A 16285-nucleotide genomic window follows, 5' to 3' on the forward strand; every position below is an offset into this window, starting at 1 on the left:
GGCCTGACCGGGCTGTGCGGCGGCGCGCGCCCGATCGATGGCGCCATCGCGTTGTCGCTCGAACGGATGACGGGTATCGAGGAAATCGACACCGCATCCGCGACGATGACCGTGCACGCCGGCACGCCGTTGGAGGTCGTGCAGCAGGCCGCCGACGACGCGGGCTTCTTCTTTCCGCTCGATCTTGGCGCGCGCGGCTCGTGCTCGATCGGCGGCAATCTGTCGACCAACGCAGGCGGCAATCGCGTGCTGCGCTATGGCATGGCCCGCGAACTGGTGCTCGGCCTCGAAGTCGTGCTGGCGGACGGCACGGTCATCACGAGTCTCAACAAAATGCTGAAGAACAATGCGGGCTATGACCTCAAGCAGTTGTTCATCGGCAGCGAAGGGACGCTCGGCATCGTGACGCGTGTGGTCTTGCGGCTGGCGCCGCGTCCGGGGTGTTCGATGGTGGCGCTATGCGCGGTAGACAGTTATGGCGCGCTCGTCGACCTGCTCAATGCGGCGCGGCGCGGTCTGGGCTCGCAGTTGTCGGCCTTCGAAGTCATGTGGCCGGATTACTGGCGTACCGTGACGGAACAAGTGCCCAGCGTGCGTGCGCCGCTGGCCGGTGAGCATGCGTGTTACGCGCTGATCGAAGCGCAGGGCACCGATGCGGCGATCGACGAGCCGCGTTTCCAGACCTGGCTGGAGCGGCAACTTGATGCGGGCGTCGTCGCCGACGCAGCGCTCGCGCAATCGCTCTCGGATGTGCAGGCGTTCTGGGGCGTACGCGATGCGTGCGCCGAGTTTCCCATCGTGCTGGGTCCCCACGAGCCGTTTGACATCGGATTGCCGGTGGCGTCGATGGACGAGTTTGTCGTGACGTGCGGCGACGCGCTGCGCGAGCGGTATGCGGGTGCCGTTGCGCTGTTCTATGGGCATATCGGCGACGGCAATCTGCATATCGTCGCGTGCGTGCCGGGCATGTCGCCGCAACCGAAGGAAGAGATCGTCGCGATCGTTTATGAGCATGTCCGGCGCTTCGGCGGGACGATCTCCGCCGAGCATGGCATCGGTCTCACGAAGAAGCCGTGGCTGGGCTTTACGCGCAGCGAAGCCGAGCTTGATTTGATGCGGCGGATCAAACAGGCGCTCGACCCGGAACAGTTGCTCAATCCGGGAAAAGTGTTGTAACGGACGAGGCGCTGCCAGTCGGCCCGACCAGTCAGGACAGGTTCGGACAGCTTCAGGCGCCGCAATGCAGGAAAAAGCCCGGGTGGTCGTCACGGCGAAAGGACTCGCACGTAGTCACATCGTCGTGCTCGAGGCGTCCGTCAGTTCATTGACGGGTGAACGACCTTGCAGACATTTGCGCTGGTAGTTTCAGAAAGACCGATGAACTCTTCGATCTCGCTGTTATATCAGGCTATATTTCAAAACCGCTCCGCCCGGCGAGGCACCCGCGTATGCCATATCGTCGCTACACTGGAGCCTGCAAACTTGCAGGCCGGCGGGGCACGCACATGGACCTCAAACAAATCCAGTATTTCATTGCTCTTTTCGAAGACGGCTCGGTCACGCGTGCAGCGAAACGTTTGAATATCGTGCAGCCTGCACTCAGCATGCAGATATCGAAACTCGAAACCGAACTGAAGCAGGCGCTCTTCGAACGCGGCCCGCGCGGCATGACACCGACGGAAGCAGCGCGCCGCATGTATCGCCTCTACACGCCGATCATGCGCGACATCGACCACGCACGTGAACAGTTATGCCGATCGGACGTGATCATCACGGGCCGAGTGGCGCTCGGCATGGTCTCATCGGAGGCAGAAAGCGTATTACCGGAGTCGCTTGCGAAGTTCAACACGCTTTTTCCGCAGGTCGAGGTATCGGTGGCGGACGGGTTCAGCGCGCAACTGATCGACGCAGTTGAAGCCGGTCGACTCGACGCCGCGATCATCAACAAACCGCGTGGGCGTCTCACACTCGACGTACAGCCGCTCATCGTCGAAGAGATGGTGTTCGTGACCAGCGCCGTCCACGGCGTCGATTTGCACGAGCCTGTCGACCTGGCGCATCCGCCCGAGGTAGAACTGGTGCTGCCGACGCGCCGCAACGGCTTGCGCGGCGCGCTCGATGCCGCACTGATGGCCGCCGATATTGTCATCAAGCCAAAATTCGAAATCGACTTACTCAGTACAATTGTGCAATTCGTCGAGCAAAGCAGCGTCGCCACGATCCTGCCGCGCATCGTCGTGCAACGCAAAGTGGACGAAGGGACGTTGCGTGCGCACACCATCGCGTCGCCACCCATCTCACGGCACATCATCCAGGTCAGCCATCCGAAGCGGCCCCTCGGACCCGCAGGCGAGGCGCTGATCAAAATCATCACCGACGAAATCCGGCGCGTCACGACAAGCGTCCAGACCGACGAATAACCCCCGCCTGACGGCGGCGTTCAAGTGAACCATGTGCCTACCACCAGCGGCCCCGCTGCCGCGCCCACGCGCAACGCCTAGGCGGCATTGCTCCCGGCTGCGCTGTCTAGCTTGCCGAGCGTCTCTGGCACGACGAACGCACCCGCAAGGAAGATCACGCTGATTGCGCCGGCGAAGATCGCGAGCGTCACAGGCAAATGGCTTGCGTCCCTGGCGGTCAGAGACACGAAAGTCGGCATCATTCCGCCGATCGCGAAGCCGATGTTCCACGAGAGGCCGGTACCTGTCGCGCGGATCGCGGTCGGGAAACGCTCGTTGAGGAAGATCAGGATGGGTGCATAGCCCGCACTGCCAAGCGCACTTAGCAGCACCGCGTAGACGCCGATCATCGTGATGCTCTGCGCGGTGGGTAAGAGCAGGAACAGCGCAGGCAGCGCGACGAGACGGATAAGGCCGAGCCACACGAAAGCGGTCTTCCGGCCGATAAACGTGCTCATATGCCCCGCTGCGATCGACGCGATCACGACCGCGACGCTACTGATCATCAGGATCGCTGCCGCCGCGCCGTTCGGCGCGTGGTTGACGACCTTCAGGAACGTCGGCAGATAGCCCGACGTCAGGTAATAGCCGCTGCCGCCGCCGACTGTCAGCAGCAGGTTCACGAACAGAATCGAGCGGTAGTCGCGTGAAAATAGCGTCTTCAACGGCGAGCGCGCAATGTCGGCGGGTGTGCCCTTGGCTGCCGCCGCCTTACTGGCTTTCTCGGCTGCAAGTTTCTTCCAGAGCGGCGACTCGTCGAGACTGTTGAAGATGAACAGGCCAAGCACAGAGCTGATAATCCCGGTGAAGAACATGCAGCGCCAGCCCCAAACGTCAAAGAGATCGCCGGGAAAGAGCGTCGACATCGCGAGGTAGGCCAGCGAAGCGAGCAACGCGCCGAGCCCTGCACCGCCGCCGCCGATCAGCCCTGACACCGCGCCGCGATATTTCGGTGCGACGGACTCCGTGCCGATCGTATGCGTCGACGCGACCACGCCGCCGACGAAGACGCCCTGCACCAGACGCAGCATGACGAACAGCACGGGCGCAGCGAGTCCCACTTGTGCGACGGTCGGCAGCAGCCCGAATGCAGCGGTCGACAGGCCGACACCCACAACCGCGATGATCATCGCGCCCTTCCGGCCATGCCGGTCGGCATAAGAGCCGAACAGCGCCGAACCGAGTGGCCGCATCAGGAGCGTGACCGCGAACGACGCATAGACGGCTGTGAGAGAAAGCATCGCGTGTTCGGACGGGAAGAACAGCCGCCCCACGATCGGCGCGACATATAACAGCACAAACAGGTCGAACAAATCGAGTGCCCAGCCGAGACACGAGGCTGCCACTGCGCCGGTCACCTGCCGCTGGTCGATAACCGGCACGGCGGCGTTATTTTGCACTGCTACGGACATTATTCATCTCCTGGAATGTCACTGAGCCGTCTCTCGATCGACCCCGTGTTAATGGCACGTCTGGATGCGTGCTGTTATTGGGGCTGAAGAAACCTGTTTAGTGCGCGGCCGCAAGCGGCGTCGCATTCGACGCATCGCGCGTGCGCGCTTGCATGACCATCGCGTCGGCGATTTTCTCGGCGATCATGATGGTCGGAATATTCGTGTTGGCCGACGGCAAGCGCGGCATTAGCGACGCATCGACGACCCGCAACCCTTGCGTGCCGTGCACGCGTCCTTCGGTATCCGTGACGGCGTCGCGGTCTTGCGCGCCGCCCATGCGGCACGTGCCACTCGCATGCCACACGCCGAACACGTTCTCGCGAATGAAGTCCGCGAGCGCGCGTTCGTCCGCCAGCAACGCCGACATCTGCTGACCGCGCGTGAAGAAGCGCTCGATCAGCTCGCGGCGCAAAGGTGCTGGCGTATCGAGTAGCACGCCCAGCATCGAAGTCATCAGTGCATTGCCGCGGCCTACGCGGCTTAACGCTTTGACCCGCGGCGAAAACGTGGCGGGAAAAAAGTCGCGCGGGTCGCGGCTAAATCTTGCCGCCTCGACGACCCTCGCCAGCATACGCATACCCGCCGCGAGCCGCGCGAGATCGCGCTCGTCGTCGAGCAGGTTGAGATCGACTCGCGGTGCGATGGCGGCATCGGATGATACGAGCTGCACCTGGCCGCGTGAGTACGGCCGGTTGCACCACAAAAAAACAGACCCAGCCGGTTGCCGAGCGCATGCCACGCGGCGCGTGTCGCGCTCGACAGATAGAGGTCGGACGTTTCGCAGCCTGCAACGCCCGAGGTAAAGCGCGCGGCCATCATGCTCGCGCGCCGCCGCGCGAGCGGCATGCGAAAGCGCGACTCGAGAAAATGGCAGAACGTGAGCGCCGGATGATCCTGAAGATTGCGGCCGACGCCAGCCAGGTCGACCTGGCATTCGATGCCGAGCGCAGCGAGATCGCGCCGCGCACCGATACCCGCGCGCAACAGCAACACCGGCGATTGAAGCGCGCCGGCACTCAGAACGACTTCGTGCGCGTCGAGTTGCAGCCGTTCCCCATTGGGAGCGACAGCGGCGACGCCGCGCGCCGTCGTGCCGTCCATCACGATGCGCTCGACCCGCAGGTCCGAATAGATGCGCAGATTGGGCCGCTTGCGCGTCGGCTCGTCGAGATAGGCGACCGCCGTCGACACGCGCCGGTCGTCGACATTCGAAAACGCGCCGGGAAAGAATCCGTCGCCGAATTCGGCGTTCTGATCCTCAAGCGCGGCGAAGCCATTCGCGCGCAGCCCATCGGCGAACGCATCGCAGAACGGCGGCCAGTCGCGCGGCATGATGCGGCGGATCGGCACCGGCCCAGCGCTGCCGTGCCACACGCCGCCAGGAAAATCCACATCGCGTTCGAGCTTGCGAAAATACGGCAGCACATCGTTCCACGCCCATCCCGTCGCACCGTCCGCGGCCCATTCATCGTAGTCACGCGGCAAGCCGCGATTGGCCGACTGCACGTTGATGCTCGACCCGCCGCCCATCACGCGGCCCTGTTCATAAACACGCGGCGCCGCATCTTTGGTCGCCCGCGCCTTCAGTTCGGGCCATATGTAGGTTTCCCCGCAAAAGACAGGCATCGGATAGCTGTCCTGGATCGCATCGGGCACGGCACCCGGCGGCGTGTCCGCGCCCGCCTCGATCAGCGCGACGCGTACCGATGGCAGCGCCGACAGCCGATGCGCAAGGACGCAGCCTGCCGAGCCACCGCCGACAATCACGTAATCGAAGCGCTCCATTGCCTGTCTCCCCGGTTGTCGGTGTGCGCGTTACTGGCCGCGAAACACCGGTTTACGCTTGGCATGAAACGCTTCCACGCCCTCGCGGAAATCGTCGGACGTGCGCAGGCGGCTGTAGCAATGCCCTTCGAGTTCGATCGCGATCGACAGCGGCGCGTCTTCCGTATCGTTGAGCAGCTTCTTCGCTGTGCGTTGCGCGAGCGGCGAAAAGGCGCGCAGTTCGTCGACGAGTGCATCCGTCACGGCTTCGAGTTCCGCATCGTCGACACACTCGACGGCAATGCCCCACTCGTACGCCTGCTTGCCCGGAATGCGGCGCGAGCGCATCACGATGTCTTTCGTGCGGCCGACGCCGACCATTTGCTGAAGCCGCGCCGAACCACCCGAACCGGGAATCTGGCCGAGCTTCTGTTCCGGCAGCGCGTAAAAGGTCGTGTTGGTCGCGATGCGGAAGTCGCACGCCAGCGACAGTTCGAAGCCGACGCCGAAACAAAAGCCGCGATTGGCCGCGATCACGGGCTTCGAGCAACGCGCGGGCGCTGCGATGTTCCAGGCCAGTTTCGATACATGTTCCGGCGACGCTTCGAGAAAGCCCTTGATGTCGCCGCCGCTCGAAAAGTGCTCGCCTTTGGCGCGCACCACGATCACGCGCACGCGCTCGTCTTCGTCGAGTGCTTCGAAGGCGGCGCGCAACTGGTCGCGCGCGTGCATCGAAATCACGTTCAACGGCGGACGATGCAGGATGATGTCGGCGCGTTCGCGTTTGGCGTCGATCTCGATCGAGAAGCCGTCGAGATCCTGCAGCAGCGTCTGGCCGCGATGGGTCAGGTCAGTCATTTGCGTTACTCCTTCGTTGTTCCGGTTCAGATGCGTTGTGCTGTGATGCATGAGGACCGCGATCGTCGCGTTGGTACTCGCCTGCTGAGAGCTTGCGGCGCAGAATCTTGCCGACAGGCGACTTCGGAATATCATCGACGAATACATAGTCGCGCGGGCGCTTGAAGTTGACGAGGTCCGACGTGCGGCACCACGTGTCGAGCGTGTCGGCATCGACATAATTGCTGCGCTTGATGAACGCCACGACCCGCTGTCCCCAGCGCTCGTCTTTCACGCCCGCCACCGCCACTTCGTCGACGCATGGATGCAGCGAGAGCACCGACTCGATGTCGACGGGCGAGATGTTCTCGCCGCCGCTGATGATCATGTCGTCGACGCGGCCCGATACGTAGAGATCGCCGTCTGCGTCGAAATAGCCGGTGTCGCCCGTGAAGTACCAGCCGTCGCGCAGCGACTTCGCGTTCGCGTCCGGCCGGTTCCAGTAGCCCTCGAAGGCTTCGTCACCGAGCAGGTCCGCGATGATCTGACCTTCCTCGTTGACGGCTGCCAGATCGTCGGGCGATTGCGCGCTGAGCTTCACCACGCGCAAGCGTGTATTGATCCCGGCGCGTCCAGCGCTACCAGGCTTTTTCGTTGCGTCCTGGTCGATGCTGAACGTGTAGACCTCGGAAGATCCGTAGTGATTGACGAACAGTTCCGGTTCGAACGCGGCAGCCAGCCGGTTCAACAAGCCGTCGTTCATCGACGCGCCGGCGAAACCGAGCTTCGTGACGGAAGACGTATCGATCGTCGCGAAGTTCGGATCGGCGAGCAGATCGTGATACAGCGTCGGCACGAGATACAGACACGTGAGTTCGTGACGCGCGATCGAGTCGAGCGCGAGCCGTGCGTTCCAGCGTCGCACACACACGAACAGGCCGTCGACGAGCGCCATCGCGAGCAGTGAACGCACGCCCATCGTGTGATAGAGCGGCATCACACCGAGCGTCCGTTCGCCATGCCGGTAGAGATTTTGCGCGACGTGCGCGAGCGCTCCCGCCCTCTCGTGGCGGTGACGGCGCGGCACGCCTTTCGGCCTGCCCGTCGTGCCGGAGGTGTAGAGGATCAGCGAAAGATCGTCCGCGCTGGCTTGCGTAGCTTCGTGCGTGGCCCGAGTCAGATGGCCGCGCTCCAATAGCAGGGCATCGAACGTGGTCGTGCTGCCATCCACGCCATCGAGCCCGATACGCAGCACGTCCTGCGCCGCACGGCTGCCCGTCACTGCTTCGGCGCAAACCGGTTCGTAGACAATCGCCTTCGCACCCGCGTCGCTCACGCAGTAGTCTAGTTCGTCGGGCTTCGCGCGCCAGTTGAGCGGCACGATGACAATCCCGGCTAACTGACAGGCCCAATGCAGCGTCGCCATTTCCCAACGATTTTGCAGCACGACGAGCAGACGGTCGCCGTGGGCAAGTCCAAGTTCGCGCAGACCTTCGGTGACATTGAGGATGGTGCGATGCCACGCGGCGTAAGTGAGTTGCAGATCGCCGTCAACGAGCGCCAATGCGTCGGGACTGCGCTCGACGCTTTGCACAAAAGTACGGCCGAGATCAAGCATGAGCAGACTCCCGAGCTTCGCTGCCCTGCTTACGGCGCGCCGCGACGTCGAGCACGGCCGCGACGATCGGCGTATAGCCCGTACAGCGGCAGATATGACCCGACAGCATCTCGCGGACATCGTTCTCACTCGGGTCGGGCACGCGCTGCAAATAGTCGGCGCACGACATCAGAATGCCCGCCGTGCAGAATCCGCACTGCAACGCGTGATGTCGCATGAACGCCTGTTGCAGATCGCCGAGCGTCTGGTTGGGCGCAAGGCCTTCGACAGTATCGACGCGGCGCCCGTCCACCTGCACGGCCAGCATCAGACACGAACGCGCGGCCGTGCCGTCGATATGCACGGTGCACGCGCCGCACACCCCGTGCTCGCAGCCGACGTGCGTGCCCGTCGCACCGAGGTCATGGCGGATGAAGTCCGACAGCAGTTCGCGCGGCTCGCAACGGGCACTGCGCGCGCGCCCGTTGAGTGTCACGGTGACGAGCAACTGCTCGTCATGCCGGACCAGGTTTGTCGATGTCTTGCTCACTTCGCCTCCTCGATGACGCGCAATCCGAGTTGCCGGACCAGATGCCGGCGATACTTCGCGCTGACCTGCGCGTCGTCCTGCGCGCCCAGTTTCCAGCTTAAATCGTTCAATGCAGTGCGCAGGTCGTCGCCCCGCAGACGCGGCCAGCGTTCGACCATCGGCCGGTCCGCCACGCCACCTACTGCAATCCGTATCGCATCGTCCGTGACGATAGCCGCGCACGCGACCATAGCGAAGTCGCCGTGACGCGCAGAGAATTCGGCGAAGCCAAAGCGTTCGCCTGGCTTCTTCAGCGGGAAGCGCACGGCTTCGACCAGTTCGTCGGGTTCGCGCGCGGTCATCAACATGCCTTGCCAAAAATCGGGTGCGGCCAGCACGCGCTTTTTCTTCTTCGAGCGCAACGTAATGTCGCCGCCCAGCGCGGTCAGTACGAGCGGCAGTTCCGCGCTCGGATCGGCATGTGCGATCGAACCGCAAACCGTCCCGCGATTGCGGATCTGGAAATGCGAGATGTGCGGGAACGCCATCGCGAGTAACGGCACTTCGTCTCGCAGCGACTTGCGCCACTCGACGCTGCCCTGCGTCGCAGCAGCGCTCACGACCAGATAGCCCGCTTCGTTGTCGACGCGTATCGCGTTTAGTTCGCCCGTACGCGAAATGTCGACGAGCATGCGCGGCTGTGCGAGCCGCATGTTGAGTACCGCCATCAGCGATTGACCGCCTGCCAGCACGCGCGCGTCTTCGCCCGTTTGCGCGAGCGCGTCGAGCGCGTCCTGGGTCGTCATGGCGCGCAGATAGTCGAACGGCGCCGGTTTCATGAATGCCTCCTGAACCCGAAACGGGCGAAAAAGCGCGCCAACCACGAACCACGAGGATTCGCTAGTTCGCCCGCCGCCTGACGGCCGAGCGACTCGAACAATTGCCGCAGCACGACTTTTGCCGCGCCTTCCAGCATGCGTCCGCCGACCGCCGCTACCTTGCCTGACACCTGTGCTTCGTAGTCGTAGGAAAGACGCGTGCCCTTGTCGGTCGGCGTCAGTTCGACGAGGCCATTGCCGCGTGCACTGCCCAACGGCGACATACCCGCGCCGGCTAGCCGCAACCGATGCGGCGCCTCGATATCGGACAAGCCGATACGCGCTTCGAAACGCGCCTTGATCATGCCGACGCCGACCGTTACATCAGCGCGATACTGGTTCGGCGCGGTCGCTTCGAGCGCGTGACAACCGGGGATGACCCTGGCGAGCGCGTTCGGATCGAGCAGCACCGCAAAAATCGCCTCGGGTGTCGCGGGCAGATCGACGGTGCCTTGCGCGGTCAGCGCCTTGCCGCCTGGCGTCGCCGGCTTCGCGGTGGACGCCTCGCGCAATTCGGGGCGCGACGGTTCCGGGTCGTCGATACCGATCAGCGCCATCACCTTGGCAGGCGTGAGCGGCAGGCGAATGTCGTCGACGCCAAGCGCATCCGCTACCGCATTCGCGATGCATGGCGGCGTGCTCATGTTGTTGCCTTCGCCGAGCCCCTTCGCGCCGAGCGGCGTGAACGGCGACGGCGTCTCCAGATGCACGATCACTGGGTCGGGCACCTCGCAGGTGGTCGGCATCAAATAGTCGGCGAGCGTTCCCGACTGGAAGCTGCCGTCCGCGCCGTAGCGGAACTCCTCCATCAGCGCCGCGCCGAGTCCCTGCGCGAACGCGCCGCGAATCTGGCCGTCCGCGAGAGCAGGGTTCAGCAGCGTGCCGGCATCGTGTGCCGTGACGTACCGGTCGATCCGAATGTGGCCCGTCGCGCGATCGATTTCGATGCCGCACATGTCGAAGGCAAATCCGTACGCCGCCGACGTGTTGATGCGATCGTTTTCGTCGGGTGCTTCCATGTTCGGCGGACTCCAGAACACCGTTTCGCGCAGACCGGGTTCTTCGCCTTCAGGCAGCAGCGCAGGCGCCCAATGCGGCGCGTTGCTCGCCACGCGGCCGAACGGCAGCGCACGGTCTTCGGCGCCCTTCACGTAGATGCGGCCGCCTTCGAAACAGACGTCTTCCGGCTTGCAGCTGAACTGCTTCGCGACGACGCGCGTGAGCTTGTCGCGCACCTTCATCGCGGCAAGATGCACGGTGCCCGCGACCGCGCCCGCAAATCGGCTCGAGTAATTGCCCGATGCGACTGACCACGCATCCTTGTGCGTGTCGAATTCGACGTTCACGACGATGTCCTTCGGATCGAGGCCTAGCACGTCGGCCACGACCTGCGCGCATACCGTCATATGACCTTGGCCGGCGGGTGTCGACGCCACCGTCACCACGACGCCGCCCAGCAGGTCGACGCTCACGGTCGCGCTCGCAATCGCGCCGTTCTTCGGCCCCGCTTTCTTGCGCGCTTCGGCGGGCATCACGGTCGTGATGTAGCCCATGTTCGATACCGACGGCTCGACAATCGCGGCGAAGCCGATGCCGTAGAGCCGTCCCTCCTTGCGTGCCGCGTCGCGACGAGCGACGAGCTCGTCATAGCCGCCGTCCGCGAGCGAGCGGCGCAGCGCTTCCTGATAGTTGCCCGAATCCAGCAGTGCGCCCGCCGCCGCGCGATACGGAAAAGCATCGGCGGCCACAAAGTTGCGTCGATACACATCGAGTACATCGAGCTTCAACTCGAGCGCAATGCGTTGCATCAGGCGTTCAAGCGCGAAATACACCTGCGGTCCGCCAAAGCCGCGCACGAGACCCGTCGGTGTCTTGTTCGTCAGCACGACACGATTACGCACGAGGAGATTCGGGATCGCATACGCGCCCGTCAGGCAGCCGTGCATCCGGTAGAACGTCGCGGGTTCCGGCGCGCGCACATAGCCGCCGCAATCTTCCATCTGGTCGTACGAGAGTGCGATGATGCGCCCGTCGTTTTCGACCGCCGCTTCGATTGTCGAGAAGCGCGCGGTCGCCGAAGTCGCCGCGCTCAGATGTTCGAGCCGGTCTTCGACCCACTTCACCGGCGCACCGGCCTTGCGGGACGCGAGGCACATCAGCACGACATACGGAAACACGGCCTGCTTCACGCCGAAGCTACCGCCCGAATCGCGCGGCGCCTTGTGACGCAGCCGGTTCGCAGACACGTTCAGCGCCATCGCCATCACTGCGTGCAGCGAAAACGGCCCCATGAAATTCGAGGTGACGTCGTAGCCCTCGTCGCCCGACAGATACTCGGCGATCACCACGCCGCACTCGATCGGCGTGCACGTGTTGCGCGGATAGTGCGCGACCAATTTCACACGATGCGGCGCGGTTTCAAACGCGGCCTCCGGTTCGCCATAGCGGAAGTGCCGGTCACTGATGACGTTCGTGCCGACGCGCTCGTGCAGGACCGGCGCGGCCTCGCCCGCGGCCTGTTCGATCGACGTTACGGGTTCGAGCACGGCGTACTCGACCTTGATCAGATCAAGCGCATCTTCCGCCAGCGCACGCGACTCCGCCATCACGACGGCCACGGGTTCACCGACGTAACGCACGCGGTCCATGGCGAGCGACCACTGTTCCATCGGCGATTTCACGCCAACCACGAACGGCCGCGACCATGCGCGCAAATCGTCGCGTGTCAGCACCGCACGCACGCCGCCCAACTTCGACGCAGCGTCCGCATCGATCGACACGAGTTCGGCGTGAGCATGCGGCGAGCGGAGAATTGCAGCGTGCAACGTGCCGGGCTTCACGCCGATGTCGTCGCCGTAGCGCCCGCGTCCCGTGAGAATGGCCGGGTCTTCGAGGCGCTGCATCGGACGGCCGACATGAGGTCGCGTACGCGTGGCGTGCTGTGCTTCGGCTTCGCCGGCAGCGCGCACATCGATTTCAGCGATTGGGGTATCGCGCTGGTTCATGCGTCTGCCCCATTTTCGCGGTTCGCGAATTCATCGGCGAGACCACGCCAGCGGTGCGCGATCCTATCGTGCTCGATACCGAACAGATCCAGAATGCGCCCGACCGTGTGATCGACTACATCGTCGATGGTCTTCGGATGCGCGTAAAACGCGGGCACGGGCGGCATCACGATCGCGCCCATTTCGGTCGCGAGCGTCATGTTGCGCAGATGCGCGAGATTGAGCGGCGTTTCACGCGCGACCAGCACCAGCCGGCGACGCTCCTTGAGCATGACATCGGCGGCACGCGTGAGCAGGTTGTCGGCGAAACCGTTCGCGACGCTGGCGAGCGTTTTCATCGAGCACGGCGCAATCACCATGCCCGCTGTGAGAAACGAACCGCTCGCCACGGCCGCGCCGATGTCGCGCACGTTGTGGTGAACGTCCGCCAGACCGTCGAGGTCGCCGCGCGTAAGGCCCAGTTCCTGCGCGGCTGTCACCGCGCCCGACGCCGACACGATCAGATGCGTCTCGTGCGTGCCGAGCCGGCGCAAAGCGGCAAGCAGGCGCACGCCGATGACCGCGCCGCTGGCGCCCGATATGCCGACGACGATCCGCGCCTTGTGCCCTTCAGTCATCATGGCGGCCCAGGTAGGCATCGAATGCCGCATTGTCGGCAGCAGCGAGCGCGTCCAGCGCTACATCGTCCTCGCCGGGAATACGTACGCGCGTGAATACGTGAGCCGGATAGACCACCGGACGTGTCGCATCGAAGCCCATCTTCGCGCTCACGCCCTGCAGGTGCGACGGGGCATCCTCGGGCTGACCGACGGTCGTCGACGGATCGAGCGGCGAACCCTGCGCGCCTTCGATCACGATCAGATCGCGGTCCGCCTGAAAGCGTGTCGCGACCGCCCATTCAATTTCGGCGGGATCGTGCACGTCCACATCGGTATCGACAACGATGACCTGCTTGATGTCGTAATGCGCGCCGAACGCGCACAAGATGACGTTCTTCGCCTCGCCCTCGCGCTTCTTGTCGAACTGCACCCACAGGTGATAACGGCATACGCCGCCCACCGAAAGATGCACATCTTTCACGCCCGGATGGCTGCGTTGCAGATGCGCGAGCAGCGTGGCCTCGCGCGGAATGGCGCCAAGCAGAAGATGCTCCATTTCGGCCGGGACAATCGTATGAAAGATCGGCGCACGACGATGCGTGAGCGCCGTGACGTCGATCACTTCCCGCGCTTCCTTCGCGCTGTAGTACTTCGGGAATTCGCCGAACGGACCTTCGGGCTCGCGCAGGTTCGGCAGGATGCGGCCCTCGATCACAATTTCGGCGAAAGCTGGCACGTGGACGCCGTTCGTCACGCACTTCACGACGGAGAGCGGCGCGCCGTGCAGTGCGCCGGCAATTTCCAGCTCGTCGTGATCGATGGGCGTGATCGCCTGAGACGCGAGCATCGTGAGCGGATCGACCCCGATTGCAATCGCGACATCGAGCGCCTCGCCCGCTTCCTCGGCGGCTTTCTGGAAGGCGTATAGATGCCGCGGCAACAGCAGGATCGCCATGCGGTCCGGGCCATGCACCTGAATGCGGTTGATCGAAACGTTCTGCACGCCCGTGCGCGGATTGCGTGCGATGACGAGACCGGCCGTAATGTATGGCCCGTTGTCGTGTTCGCTGTGCGTGGGGATCGGGAGCTGTGCGTGGAGGTCGATGCCGCTCGTATGCACGACTTGCTGGCAGGCCGCGTCCACGCGGTCCAGTACCTTCGACGCAAGGGGGTGTTCCGCCGCGCTGCGAAAGCGCGCAAGCAGGTCGGATTCCGCGACGCCCATCGCTTCGGCGATCCATGCGCGCTTCGACATGAAGCCGCTCACCACCGACACGTCGTGGCCGCCGGGCTGGGTGAAAAAGGCGGCCTGCTTGCCATCGAGGCGTTTCGCGATAGCCGCGAGTTCGTGTTCAAGCGATACAGCCCGGTCGATCGTCGCAACGCGGCCGGTTCGGGCAAGATGCGTAAGCCAGTCGCGCAACGTCAGGGCGTGAGGTTGGTCAGAGCGGGAAAAAGGCAACGCACCATTCGTTGCGGCGTCACGGGTATTCATCTGTGTCTCCATCAATGCCTCGCTGCGTGCCGAACAAGCCGCAACAAGATATGGGATGAAGCGTAACGAGATCGCGGTATAACTTCTAATACTGTTTTTTGATGCTTTTAATCATTGATGCTGATATCGGTATTAGCCCGGATGACGGGCGCCCTACAGAACGATATCAATAGGGGTGACGCCCGAGGCCGGCGGAATAGGCCTAATGAAAGACCGGCTGACAAACGCGGCTTGCGTGTCGGCTGATGAAAAACGGAGATGTTATTAGCGTTGCTGATACAGCGGGACACCGACATGGACCTTAAACAAATCCAGTATTTCGTCGCGCTCTTCGAAGACGGCTCGGTCACACGAGCGGCCAAACGGCTGAATATCGTTCAGCCCGCGCTAAGCATGCAGATCGCGAAGCTGGAGGAGGAACTGCATCAGCAACTCTTCGAACGCGGCGCGCACGGCATGGCGCCGACAGCGGCTGGCCGTCTCATGTACCGGCTCTTTCTGCCGATCATGCGTGATCTCGCACACGCGCGGCAGCAACTGGTGCAGCGCGATGAGGTCGTGACAGGCCATGTCAGCATCGGGCTCATCGCCTCGGTGACGGAAAGCGTGCTCGCGGATTCGCTGTCGCGCTTCCACGCCCGCTATCCGCATGTCGAAGTGACAGTCGCGGACGGCTACAGCGCGACCTTCATCGATTGGGTGGCAGGTGGCCAGCTCGATGCCGCGCTGATCAACAAGCCGCGCGCTCGCCTGTCGCTCGATTCACAGCCGCTGCTCGACGAGGAAATGGTGCTGGTCACGAGCGTGGTGCACGGCCCCGATCTGCCTCACGCAATCGAACTTGCGCAGTTGCCCGACCTCGAACTCGTCTTGCCGACCAAGCGTCACGGCCTGCGCGGCGTACTCGACACGGCCGCGCAACACGAGGATGTGCTGCTCGCGCCGCGCTTTGAAATCGATGTGCTCTCCACGATCGTGGCGCTGGTCGAGAGCACGCGCTTTGCGACGATCCTGCCTCGCATAGCCGTCGAGCGGGCGGTTCGCCAGGGTACGTTGCGCGCCTATCCGATTCTTGCGCCGCGCATCGTGCGGCACATTGTGCGCGTGAGTCATCCGCGCCGGCCGCTGAGCGCCGCCGCAGACGCATTGATCGCGATCATCGCCGACGAACTGCGTCAGGTATCGAGCGCGTCGGACATCGGCCCCCCTGTTCGTGCCGGGGAAGCATCGGCATGACGGCATCACATTGGATTACCGGCGCATGGGTCCGTACGCCCTCGACCGACAGCGTCGATCCCGCTACCGGCGAAGCCATGGGCCAGTTCGACGACGGTAGCACCCGCGAGGCCGATGCTGCCATCGCCGTCGCCCGTCAGGTGTTTGACTGCACGATGGGCGTATGACGCACGCCCGCGCGAGGACCTGCGATGGGATCGTTACGTTGATGGTTCATGAGATGAAGATAGTGCGTCGAGACGGTTGCTTTACGGAAAAGCCAAGGACTGGAAGCGCCCCCCTTTGCGGCCCCTCGACCAAGGGCTGAAAAAATCCATCAGCTGCTCAGCAGGGTCTGCTGAACAGCCGCCACTTTCGGCCGACGGCTAATGCCACTCCATAAAAGGCAGGCAGGCGCGTGTCACTTAACGCGCCGGCAAAGTACAGGTATGA

12 protein-coding genes and 1 pseudogene are annotated in these 16285 nt (G+C 63.7%); 4 read left to right on the top strand and 9 right to left on the bottom strand.

Annotation, left to right across the window (positions count from 1 at the left end):
* The coding region (locus WCA85_RS11650) for an FAD-binding oxidoreductase (RefSeq protein WP_424063974.1) at positions 1 to 1176 on the top strand (1176 nt) is incomplete at its 5' end.
* A 329-nt stretch (positions 1177 to 1505) separates the two neighbouring features.
* Positions 1506 to 2420, top strand: coding sequence for a LysR family transcriptional regulator (locus WCA85_RS11655; RefSeq protein ID WP_424063975.1), 915 nt, complete (start codon positions 1506 to 1508; stop codon positions 2418 to 2420).
* Between the two features lie 77 nt (positions 2421 to 2497).
* On the opposite strand, the gene WCA85_RS11660 is transcribed toward WCA85_RS11655, so the two are convergent.
* The 9 genes and pseudogenes from WCA85_RS11660 to WCA85_RS11700 all read right to left on the bottom strand — a co-directional run bounded on the left by WCA85_RS11660 (position 2498) and on the right by WCA85_RS11700 (position 14617).
* Positions 2498 to 3871, bottom strand: a complete 1374-nt coding sequence (locus WCA85_RS11660) for an MFS transporter (protein WP_424063976.1) — start codon at positions 3869 to 3871, stop codon at positions 2498 to 2500.
* Between the two features lie 97 nt (positions 3872 to 3968).
* Positions 3969 to 5698, bottom strand: a pseudogene (locus WCA85_RS11665) (GMC family oxidoreductase).
* 30 nt (positions 5699 to 5728) lie between these two features.
* Entirely contained in the window at positions 5729 to 6535 is an 807-nt protein-coding gene (locus WCA85_RS11670; RefSeq protein ID WP_424063978.1) for an enoyl-CoA hydratase/isomerase family protein, read from the bottom strand.
* Positions 6528 to 8132: an AMP-binding protein gene (locus tag WCA85_RS11675; protein WP_424063980.1), complete on the bottom strand. Its 1605-nt coding sequence runs from the start codon at positions 8130 to 8132 to the stop codon at positions 6528 to 6530. Before WCA85_RS11675 ends, WCA85_RS11670 begins: the two co-directional genes overlap by 8 nt.
* Positions 8125 to 8661 carry a (2Fe-2S)-binding protein gene (locus WCA85_RS11680; RefSeq protein ID WP_424063982.1) on the bottom strand — a complete coding sequence of 179 codons (537 nt, stop codon included), beginning with the start codon at positions 8659 to 8661 and terminating at the stop codon, positions 8125 to 8127. Before WCA85_RS11680 ends, WCA85_RS11675 begins: the two co-directional genes overlap by 8 nt.
* Complete coding sequence (locus WCA85_RS11685; RefSeq protein ID WP_424063984.1) at positions 8658 to 9479, bottom strand: FAD binding domain-containing protein; 822 nt, start codon at positions 9477 to 9479, stop codon at positions 8658 to 8660. The genes WCA85_RS11680 and WCA85_RS11685 overlap by 4 nt, the downstream gene beginning before the upstream one ends.
* Positions 9476 to 12523, bottom strand: coding sequence for a xanthine dehydrogenase family protein molybdopterin-binding subunit (locus WCA85_RS11690; protein ID WP_424063985.1), 3048 nt, complete (start codon positions 12521 to 12523; stop codon positions 9476 to 9478). The genes WCA85_RS11685 and WCA85_RS11690 overlap by 4 nt, the downstream gene beginning before the upstream one ends.
* Complete coding sequence (locus tag WCA85_RS11695) at positions 12520 to 13161, bottom strand: UbiX family flavin prenyltransferase (protein WP_424063988.1); 642 nt, start codon at positions 13159 to 13161, stop codon at positions 12520 to 12522. The genes WCA85_RS11690 and WCA85_RS11695 overlap by 4 nt, the downstream gene beginning before the upstream one ends.
* The gene (locus tag WCA85_RS11700; protein ID WP_424063989.1) at positions 13133 to 14617 is read right to left on the bottom strand and encodes a UbiD family decarboxylase; all 1485 of its coding nucleotides are present in this window, start codon (positions 14615 to 14617) and stop codon (positions 13133 to 13135) included. Before WCA85_RS11700 ends, WCA85_RS11695 begins: the two co-directional genes overlap by 29 nt.
* Positions 14618 to 14911: 294 nt before the next feature.
* Between WCA85_RS11700 and WCA85_RS11705 the strand changes: the two genes are divergently transcribed.
* On the top strand, positions 14912 to 15853 hold the full coding sequence (locus WCA85_RS11705) for a LysR family transcriptional regulator (RefSeq protein WP_424063991.1): 942 nt from the start codon (positions 14912 to 14914) through the stop codon (positions 15851 to 15853).
* Positions 15850 to 16020 carry a hypothetical protein gene (locus WCA85_RS11710; protein ID WP_424063993.1) on the top strand — a complete coding sequence of 57 codons (171 nt, stop codon included), beginning with the start codon at positions 15850 to 15852 and terminating at the stop codon, positions 16018 to 16020. The genes WCA85_RS11705 and WCA85_RS11710 overlap by 4 nt, the downstream gene beginning before the upstream one ends.
* The last annotated feature ends 265 nt before the right edge of the window (positions 16021 to 16285 follow it).

This window comes from Paraburkholderia sp. (assembly GCF_049581445.1).
Classification (GTDB): domain Bacteria; phylum Pseudomonadota; class Gammaproteobacteria; order Burkholderiales; family Burkholderiaceae; genus Paraburkholderia.

Bases quoted from the DNA above. Each gene is read 5' to 3' on its own strand.
- WCA85_RS11655 (WP_424063975.1), top strand. From the start codon at position 1,506: ATGGACCTCAAACAAATCCAGTATTTCATTGCTCTTTTCGAAGACGGC.
- WCA85_RS11660 (WP_424063976.1), bottom strand. From the start codon at position 3,871: ATGTCCGTAGCAGTGCAAAATAACGCCGCCGTGCCGGTTATCGACCAG.
- WCA85_RS11670 (WP_424063978.1), bottom strand. From the start codon at position 6,535: ATGACTGACCTGACCCATCGCGGCCAGACGCTGCTGCAGGATCTCGAC.
- WCA85_RS11675 (WP_424063980.1), bottom strand. From the start codon at position 8,132: ATGCTTGATCTCGGCCGTACTTTTGTGCAAAGCGTCGAGCGCAGTCCC.
- WCA85_RS11685 (WP_424063984.1), bottom strand. From the start codon at position 9,479: ATGAAACCGGCGCCGTTCGACTATCTGCGCGCCATGACGACCCAGGAC.
- WCA85_RS11690 (WP_424063985.1), bottom strand. From the start codon at position 12,523: ATGAACCAGCGCGATACCCCAATCGCTGAAATCGATGTGCGCGCTGCC.
- WCA85_RS11695 (WP_424063988.1), bottom strand. From the start codon at position 13,161: ATGCCTACCTGGGCCGCCATGATGACTGAAGGGCACAAGGCGCGGATC.
- WCA85_RS11700 (WP_424063989.1), bottom strand. From the start codon at position 14,617: ATGAATACCCGTGACGCCGCAACGAATGGTGCGTTGCCTTTTTCCCGC.
- WCA85_RS11705 (WP_424063991.1), top strand. From the start codon at position 14,912: ATGGACCTTAAACAAATCCAGTATTTCGTCGCGCTCTTCGAAGACGGC.
- WCA85_RS11710 (WP_424063993.1), top strand. From the start codon at position 15,850: ATGACGGCATCACATTGGATTACCGGCGCATGGGTCCGTACGCCCTCG.